The organism is Aeromicrobium sp. CF4.19, assembly GCF_051262555.1.
Taxonomy (GTDB): domain Bacteria; phylum Actinomycetota; class Actinomycetes; order Propionibacteriales; family Nocardioidaceae; genus Aeromicrobium.
This window is the reverse complement of sequence record NZ_JBIMEU010000008.1, coordinates 1-15,600: the sequence shown is the minus strand read 5'-3', so window position 1 is coordinate 15,600 and position 15,600 is coordinate 1. Positions and strand designations below refer to the sequence as shown.

Genomic DNA, 15,600 nt, shown 5'->3' with positions numbered 1-15,600 from the left:
CTAGGCACCCGGCGGCGGGCTCGCGAGGAGGTGCCCCGACGGCTCGCCGATGGGCAGGCGCCGCGCTCCGGCGAAGTGCGCCACGACGGAGGGTTGGTGGGTGATGACCACGAGCGAGTGCGACGGCACCAGTGCCGCCAGGTCCTCCAGCAGTGCGCTCGCCGTGGGCTCGTCGAGGTGCTCCGTGGGCTCGTCGAGGACGAGGACGTCGTGGTCGGCCAGCAGCATCCGGGCGAGGGCGAGGCGCTGACGCTCTCCCCCGGAGAGGCGGGAACCGCCCTCACCGACGGACGTGTCCAGCCCGTCGGGCAGGGAGTCGACCAGGGTGAGCAGACCCGCCCGCCCCAGCGCCGACCGGACCTCGGCCTCGGTCGCGGCGGGATCGGCGATCCGCAGGTTCTCGCGGAGCGTGGTGTCGAAGACCGGCTCGTCCTGGCCGAGGAGCCCGACGCGTCGACGGACGTCGACCCCAGCCATCGCCCTCAGGTCGGTGCCGCCGAGCAGGACCCGACCCGCGACGGGCTCGAGGAGCCGGGTGAGGGTGGCGGCGAGCGTGCTCTTGCCGGCCCCGCTCGGCCCGGTGACCAGCAGGACCCCACCGCTCGGGACCCGCGCCCGCAGGTTCGTCGCCACGGGCTCACCGCCCCAGCCGACCGCCAGGTCCTCGAGCACGAGGTCGGTCTGCGTGGGTGGCTGCGCGGGTCGGGCGGGCTCCACGACGGGCGCGTCGAGCTGGTCGAGTGCGGCCAGGCGCTGCTCCGCGTCCTCGACGGCCGGCCGGTGACGCTCCGCCTCGACGAGGTTCTCCAGCACCTCGGCCAGCCCGATGGGCGCGAGCACGAGCACGCCCAGCACCGGCGCCGGGACGTCGGAGGCCGCCGCCAGCAGGACGACCACGACCAGGCTCGCGGCGGTGCCCAGGAGGACCACGACCGTGCCGGCGCCCTGCGTCCAGGCATCGTGCCTGCTGCGCCGGGCGATGCCGTCGATGGCCCCGTGTGCCTGCTCGGCCCGCCCGCGGGACGTGCCGTAGGCCAGCAGGTCCGGGGCCACCCGGGCCAGCTCCGTGACGCCCGCGGCGAGCGTCGTGGGGCTCGCGACACGACGCACGAGCCGCGGCACGAGCCAGCGCACCACCAGCGCGACCACCAGGCACTGCACGGCGAGGACCAGGCCCACCACGGGCAGCAGCCACGACGTCACCCCCACCACGACGATCGCCGTGGCCGACCCGGAGACCCACGGGAGCTGCACCCGCAGCAGCCGGTCCTGGGTCCGCTCCACGTCGTGCACGACGCGCTGCACGACGTCCCCGTGGCGTGCCCCGGCGAGGCCCGCCGGCGCCGCACGGTCCAGCGAGCGGTACGCCGCGACCCGCGTCCGGATCGCGCGCTCCAGGGCGACGTCGTGGGTGACGAGCCGCTCGGCGTAGCGCAGCACCGCGCGGGTCACGCCAAACATGCGTACCGACGTCACGGCCACGAGAAGGTAGAGCACCGGGGGCTGCTCCGCCGCCCGGACCACGAGCCAGCCCGAGGTCAGCAGCAGCGCGAGGGAGCTCACCTGGGCACCCGCCGCGAGCCCTGCGCCCAGGAGCAGCCGGCGTGTCATGCGGGCACCTCCCCAGGAACATCGAGCACCGGGAGGTCGAGCACCGGGACCGCGAGCCGGATCTCCCGCTCGGCAACGTGCACGGCCTCCGGCCGGTGGGAGACCACCACCACCGTGACGTCGAGCCCGCACAGGACGCCCAGCACGGCGCTCTCCCGGCGGGCGTCGAGGCCGGCGGTGGGTTCATCGAGGAGCAGCAGGTGCGCACGTCCCGTCCGGACCCGCAGCAGCGCCCGCGCGATGCCGACGCGTCGCCGCTCCCCCGCCGACAGGCTGCTCCCCGCCTCGTCGACGACTCGACCCGGCGCGAGGGAGCTCACCTGGGCACCCGCCGCGAGCCCTGCGCCCAGGAGCAGCCGGCGTGTCATGCGGGCACCTCCCCAGGAACATCGAGCACCGGGAGGTCGAGCACCGGGACCGCGAGCCGGATCTCCCGCTCGGCAACGTGCACGGCCTCCGGCCGGTGGGAGACCACCACCACCGTGACGTCGAGCCCGCACAGGACGCCCAGCACGGCGCTCTCCCGGCGGGCGTCGAGGCCGGCGGTGGGTTCATCGAGGAGCAGCAGGTGCGCACGTCCCGTCCGGACCCGCAGCAGCGCCCGCGCGATGCCGACGCGTCGCCGCTCCCCCGCCGACAGGCTGCTCCCCGCCTCGTCGACGACTCGACCCGGCGCGAGGTCGCTCGCCCCGGCGTCGGCCAGCGCCGCGCGGACGGCCTCGTCGTCGGCCTCCGGGTCCCCCAGCAGCACGTTGTCCGCGATGGTGCCGGCCAGCAGGCCGGGGCGCTGCGGGACCCACGCGATGCCGCGCCGCCACGCCTCGACGTCGATCTGGTCCAGCTCCCACGCCCCGATCCGTACGTGCCCGCTCGTCGGGAGCACGAAGCCGAGCAGGACGTCCAGCAGCGTCGACTTGCCCGCACCCGACGCCCCGGTGACGGCCACGAACTCACCGGGCCGGATGACCTCCTCCTGCACGCGGAGCGAGGGTCGTGTGCGTCCGGGGTGGAGCACCTCGAGACGGTCCAGCACGATGTCAGCGCCCACGGGCACCGGACCCCAGCCGCTGGTCCGGCCGCCCTCGAGCAGGTTCAGGGCCTCCTGGGCCGCCGTGGCGCCGTCGACGCTGTCGTGGAAGCTGGCGCCGAGTCGTCGAAGCGGCAGGTAGGCCTCGGGGGCCAGCACCAGCACGAAGAGCCCCGTCTGCAGCGAGAGGTCGCCCTGCACGAGCCGTAGGCCGGTCGTCACCGCGACGATGGCCACCGACAGCGTCGAGAAGAGCTCGAGCACCAACGAGGAGAGGAAGGCCGTGCGCAGCGACTCCAGGGTCGCCCGACGATGCCGTTCCCCCGTCTCCCGCAGCCCACGCTCCTGGTCGCGGCCGAAGACCTTCAGCACCACGATGCCGTCGAGCACGTCGGAGAAGTGCCGTCCGAGCCGGCCGAGCTCGCCCCAGCGACGATCCAGCCGGTCGCGCGTCACCAGTCCGACGAGGACCAGGAAGACGACGACGAGCGGCACCGTCAGCACGACGATGACGGCCGAGAGCACGTCCACGACGGCGAGGGCCGCCACGACGACGACGGGCACGATGCCGACGAGCGCCAGCTGGGGCAGGAAACGGGCGACGTAGCCGTCCAGCTTCTCCAGTCCGTCACCGAGCAGTGCGCTGAACCGTGAGCTCTGCGGCGCCTGCCCCACCCGCCGAGGGTCCAGGAGGCGGTCGAGCAGGTCGTGCCGCAGGCCGGTCCGCACGGCGACGGCGGCACGGGCCGAGGTCACCGAGGCCCCCCAGGACAGCAGGCCTCGTGCAGCCACCACGCCACCGAGCAGGAGCGTCGCGGTGACGACCGGCGTCTGGGAGAACAACCCGGCCACGACCACCGCCACCAGCCAGGCCTGCGCCACGAGGAGGCCGGCCGTCGCCACGCCCAGCAGGACGCAGGCGAGCAGGAAGGCGCGCACGGCGCGGGAGCGGCGCAGCAGGCGCGGGTCGAGGGGTCTCATCGTCGCCCCGACTCGACCAGCACGTCATCGGGGATGTGGTGCGTCCCGATGCGCTTGCGGAACACCCAGTAGGACCAGGCCTGGTAGCCGATGACGACGGGCAGGAAGATCACGCCGGCCCACGACATGATCGTCAGCGTGTAGTCCGTGGACGACGCGTTCTGCGTCGTGAGGCTCCACGCCGGGTCGAGCGAGGAGACCATGACGTCGGGGAACAGGGCCCCGAAGAGCATGACCGTGACGGCCGCGATCGACAGCGCCGTGCCCGTGAACGCCCAGCCCTCGCGCCGGAACCATACGCACACCAAGCCCATGACGAACGCCACCGCGGCGGTGGCGCCTGCCGCCCACACCAGCGGCTCGCCGTCGCGCGCTGCGGTCCAGGTGATGAACCCGGTGACGATCAGGGCGGCCGGCACACCGGCGCGCAACGCCAGGACCCGGCTGCGGACCCTGATGTCGCCCACCGTCTTGAGGCCGACGAAGACGGCGCCGTGCACGAGGAACACCGTCAGCGTCGTGGCGCCGCCCAGCAGGGCGTAGGGGTGCAGCAGGTCGAGCAGGCTGCCGACGAACTCCTTGTCGGCGTCGATCGGCACGCCCCGCACCATGCTCGCCAGCGCCACACCCCACAGCAGCGCCGGGACGAGGGAACCGATCCAGATGGCACGGTCCCAGCGCTGCTTCCAGGCGACCTCGGGCCGCTTGACGCGATACTCCAGGCCGACGGCCCGCACGATGAGGGCGATCAGGATGAGGAACAGCGGCAGGTAGAACCCGCTGAACAGCGTGGCGTACCACTCCGGGAAGGCGGCGAACATCGCACCTGCGGCGGTGATCAGCCACACCTCGTTGCCGTCCCACACCGGTCCGATCGTGTTGATGAGGACCCGGCGCTCCTTCTCGTCGCGCGCCAGGACGCGGGTGAGCATGCCGACGCCGAAGTCGAACCCCTCCAGCACGAGGTAGCCCGTCCACAGGACGGCGATGGCGATGAACCAGACAGTCGTGAGCTCCATGGCGTGCTCCTAGTAGGCGTACGCCAACGGGGCGTCGGCGTCGTCGGGGATCTCGGGCGGGTCGGCATCGGGCAGGCCCTTGCGGACGTAGGTGATGAGCAGGCGCACCTCCACCACGGCGAGCGCGCCGTAGATGGCCGTGAAGCCGATGAGGGTGGTCGCGACCTCGGCCGTCGTGGTACCGGGCGAGACCCCCGCAGAGGTCGGCAGCAGGCCGAAGACGACCCACGGCTGGCGGCCCATCTCGGTGAAGATCCACCCGAAGGAGTTGGCCGCGAGCGGCAGCAGCGGCAGCACGAGTGCCGTGCGCAGCAGCCACCGTCCGCCGCGCGCCTGCAGCGACGGGACCCGCCCTCGCCGGGTGGCCCACAGCATCCAGGCGCCGCCGAGCATCGCCAGGCCGCCGGCGGTGATCATCATCCGGAAGGTCCAGTACGTGATGGGGATGTTCGGCGAGTAGTCGCCCGGGCCGTAGAGCTCGGTGTACTCGGCCTGCAGCGAGTCGATGCCGCGCACCTCGCCGTCCCACGTGCCGGTGCCGAGGTAGGAGAGCAGGTGGGGGACCTTCACCTCCATGATCGGCTCGCTGCCGTCCAGGGTTCCCACCGTGAGGAGCGAGAAGGGGGCCGGCCGGGCGTCCTCGTAGAGTCCCTCTGCCGCGGCCATCTTCATCGGCTGGACCTCGGTCATGACCTTGCCCTGGAAGTCGCCGCTGATCATGGTGCCGAGGCCCGCGACCAGCAGGACGACCGCGCCCAGCCGGGTGGAGGTACGAAAGGCGTCGGTGTCCTCAGCGGGAGCGTCCGGGCGCCTCAGCAGGTGCCACATCGAGATGCCTGCGATGAATGCGCCGCCCACCATGAAGCACGCGAACATCGTGTGCGGGAACGTCACGAGCACGACGTCGTTGGTGAGGACGGCCCAGAAGTCTGTGAGCTCGGCGCGCCCGGACTCGGTGTTCATCCGGTAGCCGACGGGGTTCTGCATGAAGGAGTTGGCGGCGAGGATGAAGTACGCCGAGAGCGCGGTGCCGATCGCCGCCAGCCAGATGGACGCCAGGTGCAGGGACGGCTTGAGCCGGTCCCAGCCGAAGATCCACAGGCCCAGGAACGTCGACTCCAGGAAGAAGGCGAGCAGGCCCTCGATGGCGAGCGGGGCTCCGAAGACGTCACCGACGAAGCGGGAGTAGTCGCTCCAGTTCATCCCGAACTGGAACTCCTGCACGATGCCGGTCACGAGCCCGAGCGCGAAGTTGATCAGGAAGAGCTTGCCGAAGCAGCGGGTGAGCCGCAGGTACTTCTCCTTGCCCGTGCGGTGCCACGCGGTCTGCAGCCCCGCGACGCCGAAGGCGAGCCCGATCGTGACCGGCACGAAGAAGAAGTGGTAGACGGTCGTGATGCCGAACTGCCACCGGGCGAGGTCGAGTGCTTCCATCGGACGCTCCTTCTACTACCTGAAGTAGTATCTACTACCGAGTGTAGGAGATGCCGACGGTCAATGCCACCGAGTCCTACATCACGTAGTAGATTGGTTCCATGACCAAGAGCTCCACGCCCAGGCACTCGACCCCCAGGCTCGGGGACCTCGAGCGCGCCGTGATGAACGTCCTGTGGGAGGCCCACGCACCCCTGTCGGTGCGCAACGTGCTCGACGCCCTGGCCGGCGAGCTCGCCTACACGACCGTCATGACGGTGCTCGATCGGCTCGGCGGCAAGGAGATGGTGGTGCGCGAGCGCGATGGGCGTGCCTTCCGGTACCTGCCGGCCCAGACGCGTGAGCAGGCGACCGCCGAGGTCCTCAACGCCGCGCTCGACGAGGCCGGGGGCGACCGCACGTCCGCCCTCGTGCACTTTGCCCGCAGCGTGGGCGCCGACGAGGCGGCCGCCCTGCGCGCCGCTCTCGAGGAGATCGAGGGTCGCCCCCCAGGTCACCACCCCGGGTCATGACCCCCGTCGCGCTCGGACTCATCGGCATCGCGCTGGCACTGCCCGTCCCGGCGCTGCTCGCCCGAGCACGGTGGCCGCTGCTCTCCCCCGCGGCCGGCATCGTCATGTGGCAGTCCCTGGCGCTCGCAGCCATCCTCGCGATGTCTGGCGCAGGGTTGTCCACGGCGCTGTGGCTGGTGAGCGACACCGAGCCGAGCCCGTGGCACATCGCCGCCCACGCGGCGGTGCTCGCCGTCGGCGTCCTGGTGTGGGCGCGCTTCTGGTGGGCGGCCTGGATGGTGTGGCGCGAGACGGCCCGACGCCGAGCCCGGCACCGCGAGCTCGTCGACCTGCTGAGCCAGCCGCACGGCGCCCTGCCGGCCGTGCGCATCATGGCGGCCGAGACGCCCGTGGCCTACTGCATCCCCAGCCACAAGGACTCACGGGTCGTCGTCTCCCAGGGAACCCTCGACGCCCTCGACGACGACTCGCTGCAGGCCGTGCTCGAGCACGAGCGGGCCCACGTCCGGACCCGGCACGACCTCGTCCTCGAGGCGTTCGGCGTGCTGCACCGCGCCTACCCCCGCGTCCTGCGGACCGACGCCCCACTGCGGCAGAGCCAGGTGCTCGTGGAGCTGATGGCCGACGACGCCGCCCGCCGCATCACGGGCGGTCCTCCCCTGGCCCGCGCCATCGTCGCCCTGGCCGGCAGCCGCACCCCGTCGGGGGCGCTCGGCGCCGGCGGGGAGGCGCTCGTGCGGCTGGAGCGCCTGGGCCAGCCGGATCGCACCACGTGGTGGGCGACAGCCTCGGCCCTCGCCATCTCGGCCGTCGTGCTCGTCGTCCCGACGGTCGCGCTCGCGGTCCCGTGGATGGTCCACGCGATCGACGTGCTCCTCGGCGGTTGACGGGCGTTCCCTAGGAAGCCGGCTCGGGGCCAGGCAGGTGCATCGGCGCCAGGCGGGCCGGGTGCAGCAAGGAGACGATCCCGATCATCCGACCGTCCTGCACGGTGCAGGCCATCACGCTGACCGGCTTGCCGCTGACCCAGGCCAGGATGCCGGGCTCGCCGTTGACCAGCACGCGTCGAGCGACGACCTTCGTCCTGTCTCCGCGACGCACCGCGTCGACAACGCCGGCAGCCCCGGTCTCCACCCGTATCCCGTGCGGGGTGTGCAGCTGCCACGTCAGGTCCGGGTGCAACACGTCCAGCAGAGCCTCGAAGTCGCCGTCACGTGCCGCAGCGAGGAAGGCGTCGACGACGGCGCCCTGCTCCTGGTGCCCGCCGGTCGGGCGGGGCACCCCCTGAACCTTCTGACGGGCACGGCTGGCGAGCATCTTGGAGGCGTCCGCGGACCTGCCGAGGATCTCGGCGATCTCGGCGAAGGTCACGGCGAAGACGTCGTGCAGCACGAACGCCAGTCGCTCGTCCGGGCGCAGGGAGCCCAGCACGACCAGCAACGCCACACCGACCGAGTCCGTCAGCTCCGCGCTGGCCTCGGGCGTCACGTCGTCCTCCGTCACCACGACGTCGGCGAACACGTCGCCGTAGGACGTCTCGGCCTTGGCACTTCGCGAGCGCAGCGCATCGATGCAGATGCGTCCCACGACGGTCGTCAACCAGCCCGCGACGTTGTCGATCGCGGCGACGTCCTGCCGGGACAGGCGCACCCAGGTCTCCTGCACGGCGTCCTCGGCGTCGGCGCGCGACCCGAGCACACGTGTCGCGATCGCGGTCAAGCGCTCGCGGTGCGCCTGGAAGACCTCGACCAAGGAGAGCTCGTCGGCCATCGAAGTTACCTTTCGCCGCGGTGGTCCGTCATGAGTATGACGAGCCCGCAGGGGCTGAGGTAACCACGCAGGAGCAGCCGTGAACATCACTCTCTGGATCATCGCCGCATTCATCGCCGTCGCCTTCACCGCCGGCGCCTCGAGCCAGATCCTGATGACGAAGGAGACGTACCGGTCCCTCGGAGCGAGCCAGCACTGGGTCGACGACTTCGAGCCGGGCCAGATCACGACGATCGCGGTGATCAAGCTCCTCGGGTGCGCCGGCCTGATCCTGCCAGGCGCGCTCGACAACGCTCCGGTCCTCGTGCCGATCGCTGCGTGCTGCCTGATGCTGGTGATGGCCGGCGCCGCGACCACGCGCTTTCGTCGCAAGGAGTGGAGGTACCTGCCCGGCGACCTCTTCTACCTGGGCCTGCTCGCGTTCCTCGCCTGGGGGCGCTTCGAGCTGCATCCGTTCTGACGAGCACCAGCCACAACGGCGGACCTGCCGCCTCGGCACACTGCGGCGGCTGACTTCTCAGTCCGACTCGATGACGCCCTTGATGGCCGCGAGAGTGGCGGGGATGCCTTCCCGGGCGAGCTGGGTCCGGTTCTCGATCTCGCCTGGAGCATCGTCGCCGAAGCGCTCGTGGAAGTAGGACTGCCCGGCCGCCGTGAACTCCCACGTCTCCGTGAGCTGAGTCGAGGAGCCATCGGGGCCGACAGGCTCGAGCACGTATCCCCACTGCACTCGCCCGGGCCCGACCGACCAGGCGAATCGCCGCCTCGGTTCCGCTGCGATGACCTGGGAGCGCGTCTCCCAGGTGCGATCCGGAAGCACGTTGCGACCGGTGAAGTGCGCCCCGACTCGAGGCCCGTCGCCCTCGTCCCACCAGCACTCCTGGCAGATCGGCGACCACTCGCCGGTGCGGGTCACGTCCGAGACCACCGCGTACACCGTGTCCGGGTCGGCCGCGATGACGATGCTGTCCGAGTACGTCCGAGGCGTGTGTTCCATGGCTTCATCGTGGCAGAGGAGTCGCCCCGCCCTGCGGAGACGTGCGCTCCTTGGTGGCGTGGTTAGCGTGGACTGGAGGACGTCACGAGCCCACCCACGGCACCGGAGGCAGACATGTCAGACCGACAGTTCCCGACGATCGACCCCTTCACCGAGGACGTCATCGAGACCTACGCCTACATGTCCGACGCAGAGGCGACGGCGGTCGTCGACGCGAGCCAGGCCGCCTTCCTCGACTGGCGCCTGCGCAGCCTGCAGGAACGTGCCGAGGTCATCGGCCGGATCGGTCAGGAGCTGCGCGCCTCGAAGGAGGAGTTCGCGCGGCTCATGTCGCGCGAGGTCGGCAAGCTGGTCGGCGACGGTGAGGACGAGGTCGAGCTGTGCGCCGCGATCTGCGACTACACCGCCGAGCAGGGCCCGCAGGTCCTCGCCGACCAGACGCGTGATCTGCCCGGTGCCGAGGGCCTGGTCACGCACGCGCCCATGGGCCTGATCTACGGGATCCAGCCCTGGAACTTCCCCGCCTACCAGGCCGTCCGCTACTCGATCGCCAGCCTGATGGCCGGCAACGGCGTGCTGCTGAAGCACGCCGAGAGCTGCACGGGGAGCGGCCTGTTCCTGCGCGACGTGTTCGAGCGTGCGGGACTGCCCCAGGGGCTGTTCGGCGTGCTCGTCATCGACCACGACCAGTCGGACACGATCATCGAGAACGACGACGTTCGGGGAGTCACGCTCACCGGCAGCAACGGCGCGGGCCAGGTCGTCGGCGCCAAGGCCGCGTCGGTGGCGAAGAAGTCGGTCCTCGAGCTCGGGTCCAACGACGCGTACGTGGTGCTCGACGACGCAGACCTCGACGTCGCCGTGGAGGCCTGCGTCGCGGGACGCCTGTACAACAACGGCGAGACCTGCGTGAACGCGAAGCGCTTCATCGTCACCGAGGCGAACTACGACGCGTTCGTGCAGGGCTACCGCGATCGCTTTGCGGCCGTCCGGATGGGCGACCCCAGCGAGGACGGGACCCACCTCGGACCACTCGTGACGCGCACCCAGCGTGACGAGGTCCACCAGCAGGTGGAGCAGAGCGTGTCGAAGGGCGCCCGCGTGCTGGTCGGCGGCGAGATCCCCGATCGCACCGGCTGGTTCTACCCGGCCACGGTCCTCGTCGACGTTGCGCCCGGACAACCCGCCTACGACGACGAGCTGTTCGGCCCGGTGGCCTCGATCATCCGCGCCACCGACGACGAGGACGCCATGCGTCTGGCCAACGACAGCCGGTTCGGCCTCGGTGGTGGCATCTTCAGCCGGGACACCGAGCGGGCCCGCGAGCTGGCAGCGAAGCACTTCGACACCGGCATGGTCTACATCAACACCTTCGACATCGCCAAGCCGAACATGCCGTTCGGTGGCGTCAAGGCGTCGGGCTACGGCCGCGAGCACGGCCCGGAGGGCCTGAAGGAGTGGGTCAACATCAAGTCCGTGGTCGTGGCCGCACCGGGCTCGTCCGAGTAGGCCACCTCGAATGGGGGTGCCGGGGGAAGGGAAGGCCAGTCCCCCGCCCTCAGAAGGCCGCGCGAACGACGAGGAACACCCCCGCCGCGATGCACGCCACCGCCACGATCCGCCTCAGCCCCTCGGGCTGGATGCGGGTGGCCACCACCGCACCGGCCACGACGCCGAGCGCGGCGAGACAGCCGAGAATCGCGCCGAGGCGTAGGTCGACCAGCCCCGTCTGCAGGTAGCCGATCGAGCCGGAGACGACGACGGGCAGCTGCACCGCCTGGCTCACCGCGATCGCTCGCAACGGCCCCACCCCGAACGCCAGCAGCACCGGCACCAGCAGGACCGGCCCTCCGGTCCCGGTGAGCGCGGAGCCGAACCCGACGAAGACACCGATCAGGATCAACACCCACGTACCCGGCTCGTCGCGCACCTCTCGAGCGGTCCGTGGAAGCAGCTGGTGCACACCCACGAACAGCGTCAGCATCGCGAGACCGAGGAGCACGACGGACGCGGGCAGCTGCGCGTTGACGAGCGCGCCGAGGAATGCTGCAGGCACGACACCAAGGGTGAGTCGCGCGAGCATTCCCCACGGCACGACCCCACGCCAGGCGTAGGCGACCGTGCCGACCACACCGGTGAAGACGAAGGCCCACGTGCTCGTCGCCGTGGCCTCGTTGGCGCTCAGGGAGCCGAGCGCGACGAGACCCGGCGGGAGCAGGACGCCTCCGACACCCACCATGCCGATGAGCACGCCGACGACGACCGCAAGCACGGCCAAGGCCACTGCCATAGGGCGACCTCCAGAAGACGACAGTGCTAGGAGGCTAGCCGTACCCGGATGAGACGTTCATGCCGATCCGATCACGGTGCTTCGACGCGGATCGCACGATGGTGTGCCTGATCGGACTGCCCGGGCGACCCTCGTCCTCGCGCCAGACACGGGAACGCGCGAAGATGGCCGAGTGACGGTGCACCTCGAGATCACGACCCGCTCAATGCTCTCCCCCACCGAGCTCATGGAGCGCTCTCTGAGCGTTGAGCTGCACCTGTCCTCCATGGAAGGCTCGAAAGAGTCAGCCCTCGGCGACGGAGTGACCTCAGGCAGCCTCGCGCTCGGCGAAGAGGTCACGTGGCGAGCACGCCACTTCGGGATCTGGTGGACCATGACCGCGAAAGTGACCGAGCTCCAGCCCGGCCGAAGGTTCGTCGATGAACAGGTGCGAGGGCCGTTCCGACGCTTTCGCCACGAGCACGTCTTCGATGCCACCGACAACGGAACGGTGATGACCGACCGCATCGACTTCGACGCCCCACTCGGACCCATCGGGGACCTCACCGAACGGCTCCTCCTACGCCGTCACATGCATGACCTCATCGTCACCCGCAACGCCCACCTCGCCGCACCCGCAGAACCGGGCTGACCGCCGGCGTCGCCCCGCCAGCGCGAAAGCGGCGAATGACACCTGAACAGCCCAGCCGTTGACCAACAGGTTGCCATGCCAACCAGCACGGGTGCGTTCACGGCCCGGCAGGCGTCATCAGTCGTTGGAGGACCCCGACCAGCGCTGCTGAGCCATCACCACGAGCCAGCCGTCATCTCCGGGAGACTGGTCGGTCCACTCCGGCTCGAGCCCCGCCCCACTCAGCGCGTCGAGGAACTCGGCCTTGGTTCGAAGCGCGCGGTAGTAGCGTCTGCCCGACTCACCGACCTCCCAACTGGCGCCCTCCCCCCGGGGTATCGACACCAGGAACCAGGCACCCGGACGCAGAGCGTCGGCGACCTTGCGCAGCACCGTGGATAGGTCCTTCGGCTCAACGTGCTGGAGGACGTGCAGCATGACCACGGCATCGTAGGGACCACCAAGATCGTCGCTGATCGCGTCAAGCCGATCGACGTCCTTTCCGCGCGCACGCTGCAGGTCGATGAACGCCTGGGTGATGTCGGTGCGGCGAACCGGCAGCCCGGCGTCCTCGAGACGGTCGGCATCCCAGCCCGGACCGGAGCCGATCTCGAGGGCCTGACCTGCTGGGACCGCCTCAGCCAGGCGCGTCAGTGCCTCGGCCAGGACCCCACTGCCGGACGTCTCACGGGCGTAGTCGGCTGCAATCTCTTCGTACGATTGAACCGTGCGGGCATTCGGTGAAGCCTCCATGACGCGAGCCTAGGCAAGACTCACCGTTCGAGGGGCGATGCCGTGTCCACGAGATGCTCCCTGTTCGACGGCGATCCCGTCAGCCCGAGCCGAGCCACACCGCTCACAGGAGCGAACGAGAGCCCTTCCTCGTCCGACCGAGATGCTTGTCTCGATGACGCAGCGTGGTCTGGCTCCAGTTCGCTAGGTTCGAGTGATGGGTCGTTCGGGGGGACCACTGGGCAGCCGCTTTCTCGTGCTGCTCACGGCTTCGGCGAGCTCGAACCTGGCCGACGGTGTCGTCAAGGCAGCACCGCCGTTGATCGCTGTGCGGTGGACCGACTCCCCCGCCCTCGTGAGTGGCATCCTCGCCGTGCTGACGTTGCCTTGGCTCCTGTTCGCCCTGCCTGCTGGGCTGCTCGTCGACACGCTCGATCGGAGACGATCGATGATCGTCGCCAACACGCTGAGAGCCCTCACCGTGGCGATCGTGGCCGTGGCGATCGTCGCCGGAAGCGAGTCCATCTGGATGCTCTACCTGGCGGCGTTCGCCCTCGGAACCGCCGAGACCGTGCACGACACCGCCGCACAGTCCCTTCTTCCGGCCATCGTGGACAGTGCGGTCCTCGAACGGGCGAACGGGCGCCTGACCGCAGCGGAGGTCACGACCAACACCTTCATCGGGCCTCCGCTCGGCGGATTCCTGGTCGCGAGCGCCGTGGCCCTCGGTGTCGCAGGTCCGGCGGGTCTGTGGGTGCTCGCGGTCATCGTGATGTTCATGCTGCGCGTCGAGCGAGCCCCCCGCTCCCAAGGGCGGTCGCCGTGGCGGGCCGAGCTGGCCGGCGGGATCCACTTCGTCTGGTCGAACACCCTGTTGCGCTCCATGGCCCTCATGGTGGGACTCTGCAACCTCGCCACCAGCGCATTTCTCGCGACCTTCGTCCTCTACACCGTCGGCCCCTCCTCGACGCTGCAGGCCTCGGAAGTCCAGTACGGGGCGCTCCTGGCGGTGGCCGGCGCCGGCAGCCTGCTCGGGGCACTCGGCACCGCCAGAGCGGCTGCGGCCCTCGGACGAGGCAGGTTGCTCGCCGCCATCTTCCTGGGCATGGCGCTCTTCATCGCCGCACCCAGCGTCATCGAGACACTGCCCCTGCTCGTGGCGACCTTCCTCATCGGTGGTGCCACCGTGTCCGCCTGGAACGTCATCAGCGTCTCCTTCCGTCAGCGGATCACTCCTGACCACCTCCTCGGGAGGGTGAACAGCGTCAACCGGCTGCTCGCCTGGGGCACCATCCCCCTGGGAGCGCTGATCGGCGGAGCCGTCGCAGAGCTGGTCGGCCTGCAGACCATGTTCGCCATCGCAGCCGTCATCGCCACCCTCCCCCTCATCGGACTCCTCTGGGTCAACGAGACCACCATGAACCGCGCGGAGGGGGTCCGATAGCGACATCGCGGCGATTAGATGATGGCCGCTCGCGATAAGGAACGAGGGGCCAACGTGCGGCCTGTCGATACCTAGACGGGTGGCGGCGGCTACTCCGCCGGACGGGCAGCCGCGTACAGGAGCAAGGCTCGACGCTGACCGGCGATCGTCTGGTGACTGCGCAGCAGACCTTCCTGGACGTATCCGGCCCGGTCTGCCGTTCGTGCCGAGTGAACGTTCCACGGTTCGATGTGCAGGGCGATGCGGAAGAGTCCCGGCACACTCCACGCGAACTCCGTGAGCGCCACGAGCGCGTCAGTGGCAAGTTCGCGACCGCGAGCAGAAGGAATGACCGCGTAGCCCGCGGTGGAGCGGCCCTCGTCCAGCTCCTTGAGCCAGAGCCCACAGTGCCCGACCGCTCTATCCGTGGGTGCATGCACGATCGTCGAGGGCCAAGGAGGTAGATCGAACCAGACCGTCTCTCCAGTGTGGACTCAAGCCACGAGACACGCCGGAGCCCCGCGTCAAGGTGGAGCCGGTTGGACTCCCCTGACCAGCGTCCTGAGACCGGGATCGGTTATCGAACAGAGTGTCGGAGGTCGGGTCTAGTGTGGGGTTCATGGACGAGCTGGAGTACACCTTCGAGGACACGTCGCTCGACGTGCCCTCACCCGCTCGCCCGATGGGTGCGGCGGTGGTCGATCGCATCGGAGTACGGGCCCGGGCGATCAATGCGCTGGAGGCCGAACAGCTGGTCGACATGCTCGACTTCGTGGATTCAGCACGGGCCGAGGCCGCTCGGATCGCGCCCGGGCTCGCGACCGGTGCCGGGCAGGCCGCCGTGCACGACCTCTCCCTGACCCTGAGCCTGGCACCCGGCGTGGCGAGCACCCGCCTGGCAATGGCACGCCGCATCCGCGGCCTGCTGCCCGCCGTGTGGCGCTCCTTCCTGGCCGGTTCGATCAGCAGCTGGCACCTCACCAAGATCGACACCCAGGTCCGCCGCCTCACCCGACCCGACTCCCCCACCGAGCTCGACGAGCCGACTGCGACCTACGCCGCCGAGCACACCCCCACCCAGACCTCCCGATGGCTCGCCCGCCAGGTCGAACGACTCGAGGCCGACGCCGCCGCCCAACGCCACCAGCGCGCCAAGGCCGACCGCCACGTCCGCGTCACCGACGCCGGCGATGG

17 protein-coding genes are annotated in these 15,600 nt (G+C 70.4%); 7 read left to right on the top strand and 10 right to left on the bottom strand.

What is annotated here, in order from left to right; translation table 11 throughout:
• From cydC to ACHAAC_RS14975, 5 genes are read right to left on the bottom strand one after another with little or no spacing between them, the layout of a single operon-like run.
• Positions 1-1,611 carry a thiol reductant ABC exporter subunit CydC gene (cydC, locus tag ACHAAC_RS14995; protein WP_435717111.1) on the bottom strand — a complete coding sequence of 537 codons (1,611 nt, stop codon included), beginning with the start codon at positions 1,609-1,611 and terminating at the stop codon, positions 1-3.
• Positions 1,608-1,979, bottom strand: coding sequence for an ATP-binding cassette domain-containing protein (locus ACHAAC_RS14990; RefSeq protein ID WP_435717109.1), 372 nt, complete (start codon positions 1,977-1,979; stop codon positions 1,608-1,610). The genes cydC and ACHAAC_RS14990 overlap by 4 nt, the downstream gene beginning before the upstream one ends.
• Positions 1,976-3,619: a thiol reductant ABC exporter subunit CydD gene (gene cydD / locus ACHAAC_RS14985; protein WP_435717108.1), complete on the bottom strand. Its 1,644-nt coding sequence runs from the start codon at positions 3,617-3,619 to the stop codon at positions 1,976-1,978. The genes ACHAAC_RS14990 and cydD overlap by 4 nt, the downstream gene beginning before the upstream one ends.
• A complete protein-coding gene (cydB, locus tag ACHAAC_RS14980) occupies positions 3,616-4,638 on the bottom strand; it encodes a cytochrome d ubiquinol oxidase subunit II (RefSeq protein WP_435717106.1) in 1,023 nt (340 codons plus the stop codon). The genes cydD and cydB overlap by 4 nt, the downstream gene beginning before the upstream one ends.
• 9 nt (positions 4,639-4,647) lie before the next feature.
• Positions 4,648-6,072, bottom strand: coding sequence for a cytochrome ubiquinol oxidase subunit I (locus ACHAAC_RS14975; RefSeq protein ID WP_435717105.1), 1,425 nt, complete (start codon positions 6,070-6,072; stop codon positions 4,648-4,650).
• Positions 6,073-6,173: 101 nt separating this feature from the next.
• Here ACHAAC_RS14975 and ACHAAC_RS14970 point away from each other — a divergent pair, with 101 nt between their 5' ends.
• A complete protein-coding gene (locus ACHAAC_RS14970) occupies positions 6,174-6,584 on the top strand; it encodes a BlaI/MecI/CopY family transcriptional regulator (protein ID WP_435717104.1) in 411 nt (136 codons plus the stop codon).
• Positions 6,581-7,471, top strand: coding sequence for a M56 family metallopeptidase (locus ACHAAC_RS14965; protein ID WP_435717103.1), 891 nt, complete (start codon positions 6,581-6,583; stop codon positions 7,469-7,471). The genes ACHAAC_RS14970 and ACHAAC_RS14965 overlap by 4 nt, the downstream gene beginning before the upstream one ends.
• A 10-nt stretch (positions 7,472-7,481) precedes the next feature.
• On the opposite strand, the gene ACHAAC_RS14960 is transcribed toward ACHAAC_RS14965, so the two are convergent.
• Complete coding sequence (locus tag ACHAAC_RS14960) at positions 7,482-8,354, bottom strand: sigma-70 family RNA polymerase sigma factor (protein ID WP_435717102.1); 873 nt, start codon at positions 8,352-8,354, stop codon at positions 7,482-7,484.
• A 79-nt stretch (positions 8,355-8,433) separates the two neighbouring features.
• Between ACHAAC_RS14960 and ACHAAC_RS14955 the strand changes: the two genes are divergently transcribed.
• Positions 8,434-8,814, top strand: coding sequence for a DoxX family protein (locus ACHAAC_RS14955; RefSeq protein ID WP_435717101.1), 381 nt, complete (start codon positions 8,434-8,436; stop codon positions 8,812-8,814).
• 57 nt (positions 8,815-8,871) lie between these two features.
• On the opposite strand, the gene ACHAAC_RS14950 is transcribed toward ACHAAC_RS14955, so the two are convergent.
• Positions 8,872-9,351: an SRPBCC family protein gene (locus tag ACHAAC_RS14950; RefSeq protein ID WP_435717099.1), complete on the bottom strand. Its 480-nt coding sequence runs from the start codon at positions 9,349-9,351 to the stop codon at positions 8,872-8,874.
• 114 nt (positions 9,352-9,465) lie between these two features.
• On the opposite strand from ACHAAC_RS14950, the gene ACHAAC_RS14945 reads away from it, so the two are divergent.
• Positions 9,466-10,860, top strand: coding sequence for an NAD-dependent succinate-semialdehyde dehydrogenase (locus tag ACHAAC_RS14945; RefSeq protein ID WP_435717098.1), 1,395 nt, complete (start codon positions 9,466-9,468; stop codon positions 10,858-10,860).
• A gap of 49 nt (positions 10,861-10,909) precedes the next feature.
• Here ACHAAC_RS14945 and ACHAAC_RS14940 read toward each other — a convergent pair whose 3' ends face one another.
• On the bottom strand, positions 10,910-11,641 hold the full coding sequence (locus ACHAAC_RS14940; protein WP_435717097.1) for a sulfite exporter TauE/SafE family protein: 732 nt from the start codon (positions 11,639-11,641) through the stop codon (positions 10,910-10,912).
• A gap of 205 nt (positions 11,642-11,846) precedes the next feature.
• Here ACHAAC_RS14940 and ACHAAC_RS14935 point away from each other — a divergent pair, with 205 nt between their 5' ends.
• The gene (locus ACHAAC_RS14935) at positions 11,847-12,272 is read left to right on the top strand and encodes an SRPBCC family protein (RefSeq protein WP_435717244.1); all 426 of its coding nucleotides are present in this window, start codon (positions 11,847-11,849) and stop codon (positions 12,270-12,272) included.
• A gap of 117 nt (positions 12,273-12,389) precedes the next feature.
• Here ACHAAC_RS14935 and ACHAAC_RS14930 read toward each other — a convergent pair whose 3' ends face one another.
• Positions 12,390-13,004 (bottom strand): class I SAM-dependent DNA methyltransferase, encoded by a 615-nt coding sequence (locus tag ACHAAC_RS14930; RefSeq protein ID WP_435717095.1) that lies wholly within the window; start codon positions 13,002-13,004, stop codon positions 12,390-12,392.
• Positions 13,005-13,200: 196 nt separating this feature from the next.
• Here ACHAAC_RS14930 and ACHAAC_RS14925 point away from each other — a divergent pair, with 196 nt between their 5' ends.
• A complete protein-coding gene (locus ACHAAC_RS14925) occupies positions 13,201-14,427 on the top strand; it encodes an MFS transporter (protein ID WP_435717093.1) in 1,227 nt (408 codons plus the stop codon).
• Positions 14,428-14,516: 89 nt separating this feature from the next.
• Here the strand turns inward: ACHAAC_RS14925 and ACHAAC_RS14920 are convergent, their stop codons facing one another.
• Complete coding sequence (locus ACHAAC_RS14920; protein ID WP_435717092.1) at positions 14,517-14,846, bottom strand: GNAT family N-acetyltransferase; 330 nt, start codon at positions 14,844-14,846, stop codon at positions 14,517-14,519.
• Between the two features lie 179 nt (positions 14,847-15,025).
• Between ACHAAC_RS14920 and ACHAAC_RS14915 the strand changes: the two genes are divergently transcribed.
• Positions 15,026-15,600: DUF222 domain-containing protein (locus ACHAAC_RS14915; RefSeq protein WP_435717090.1), on the top strand; the 575-nt coding region annotated here is incomplete at its 3' end.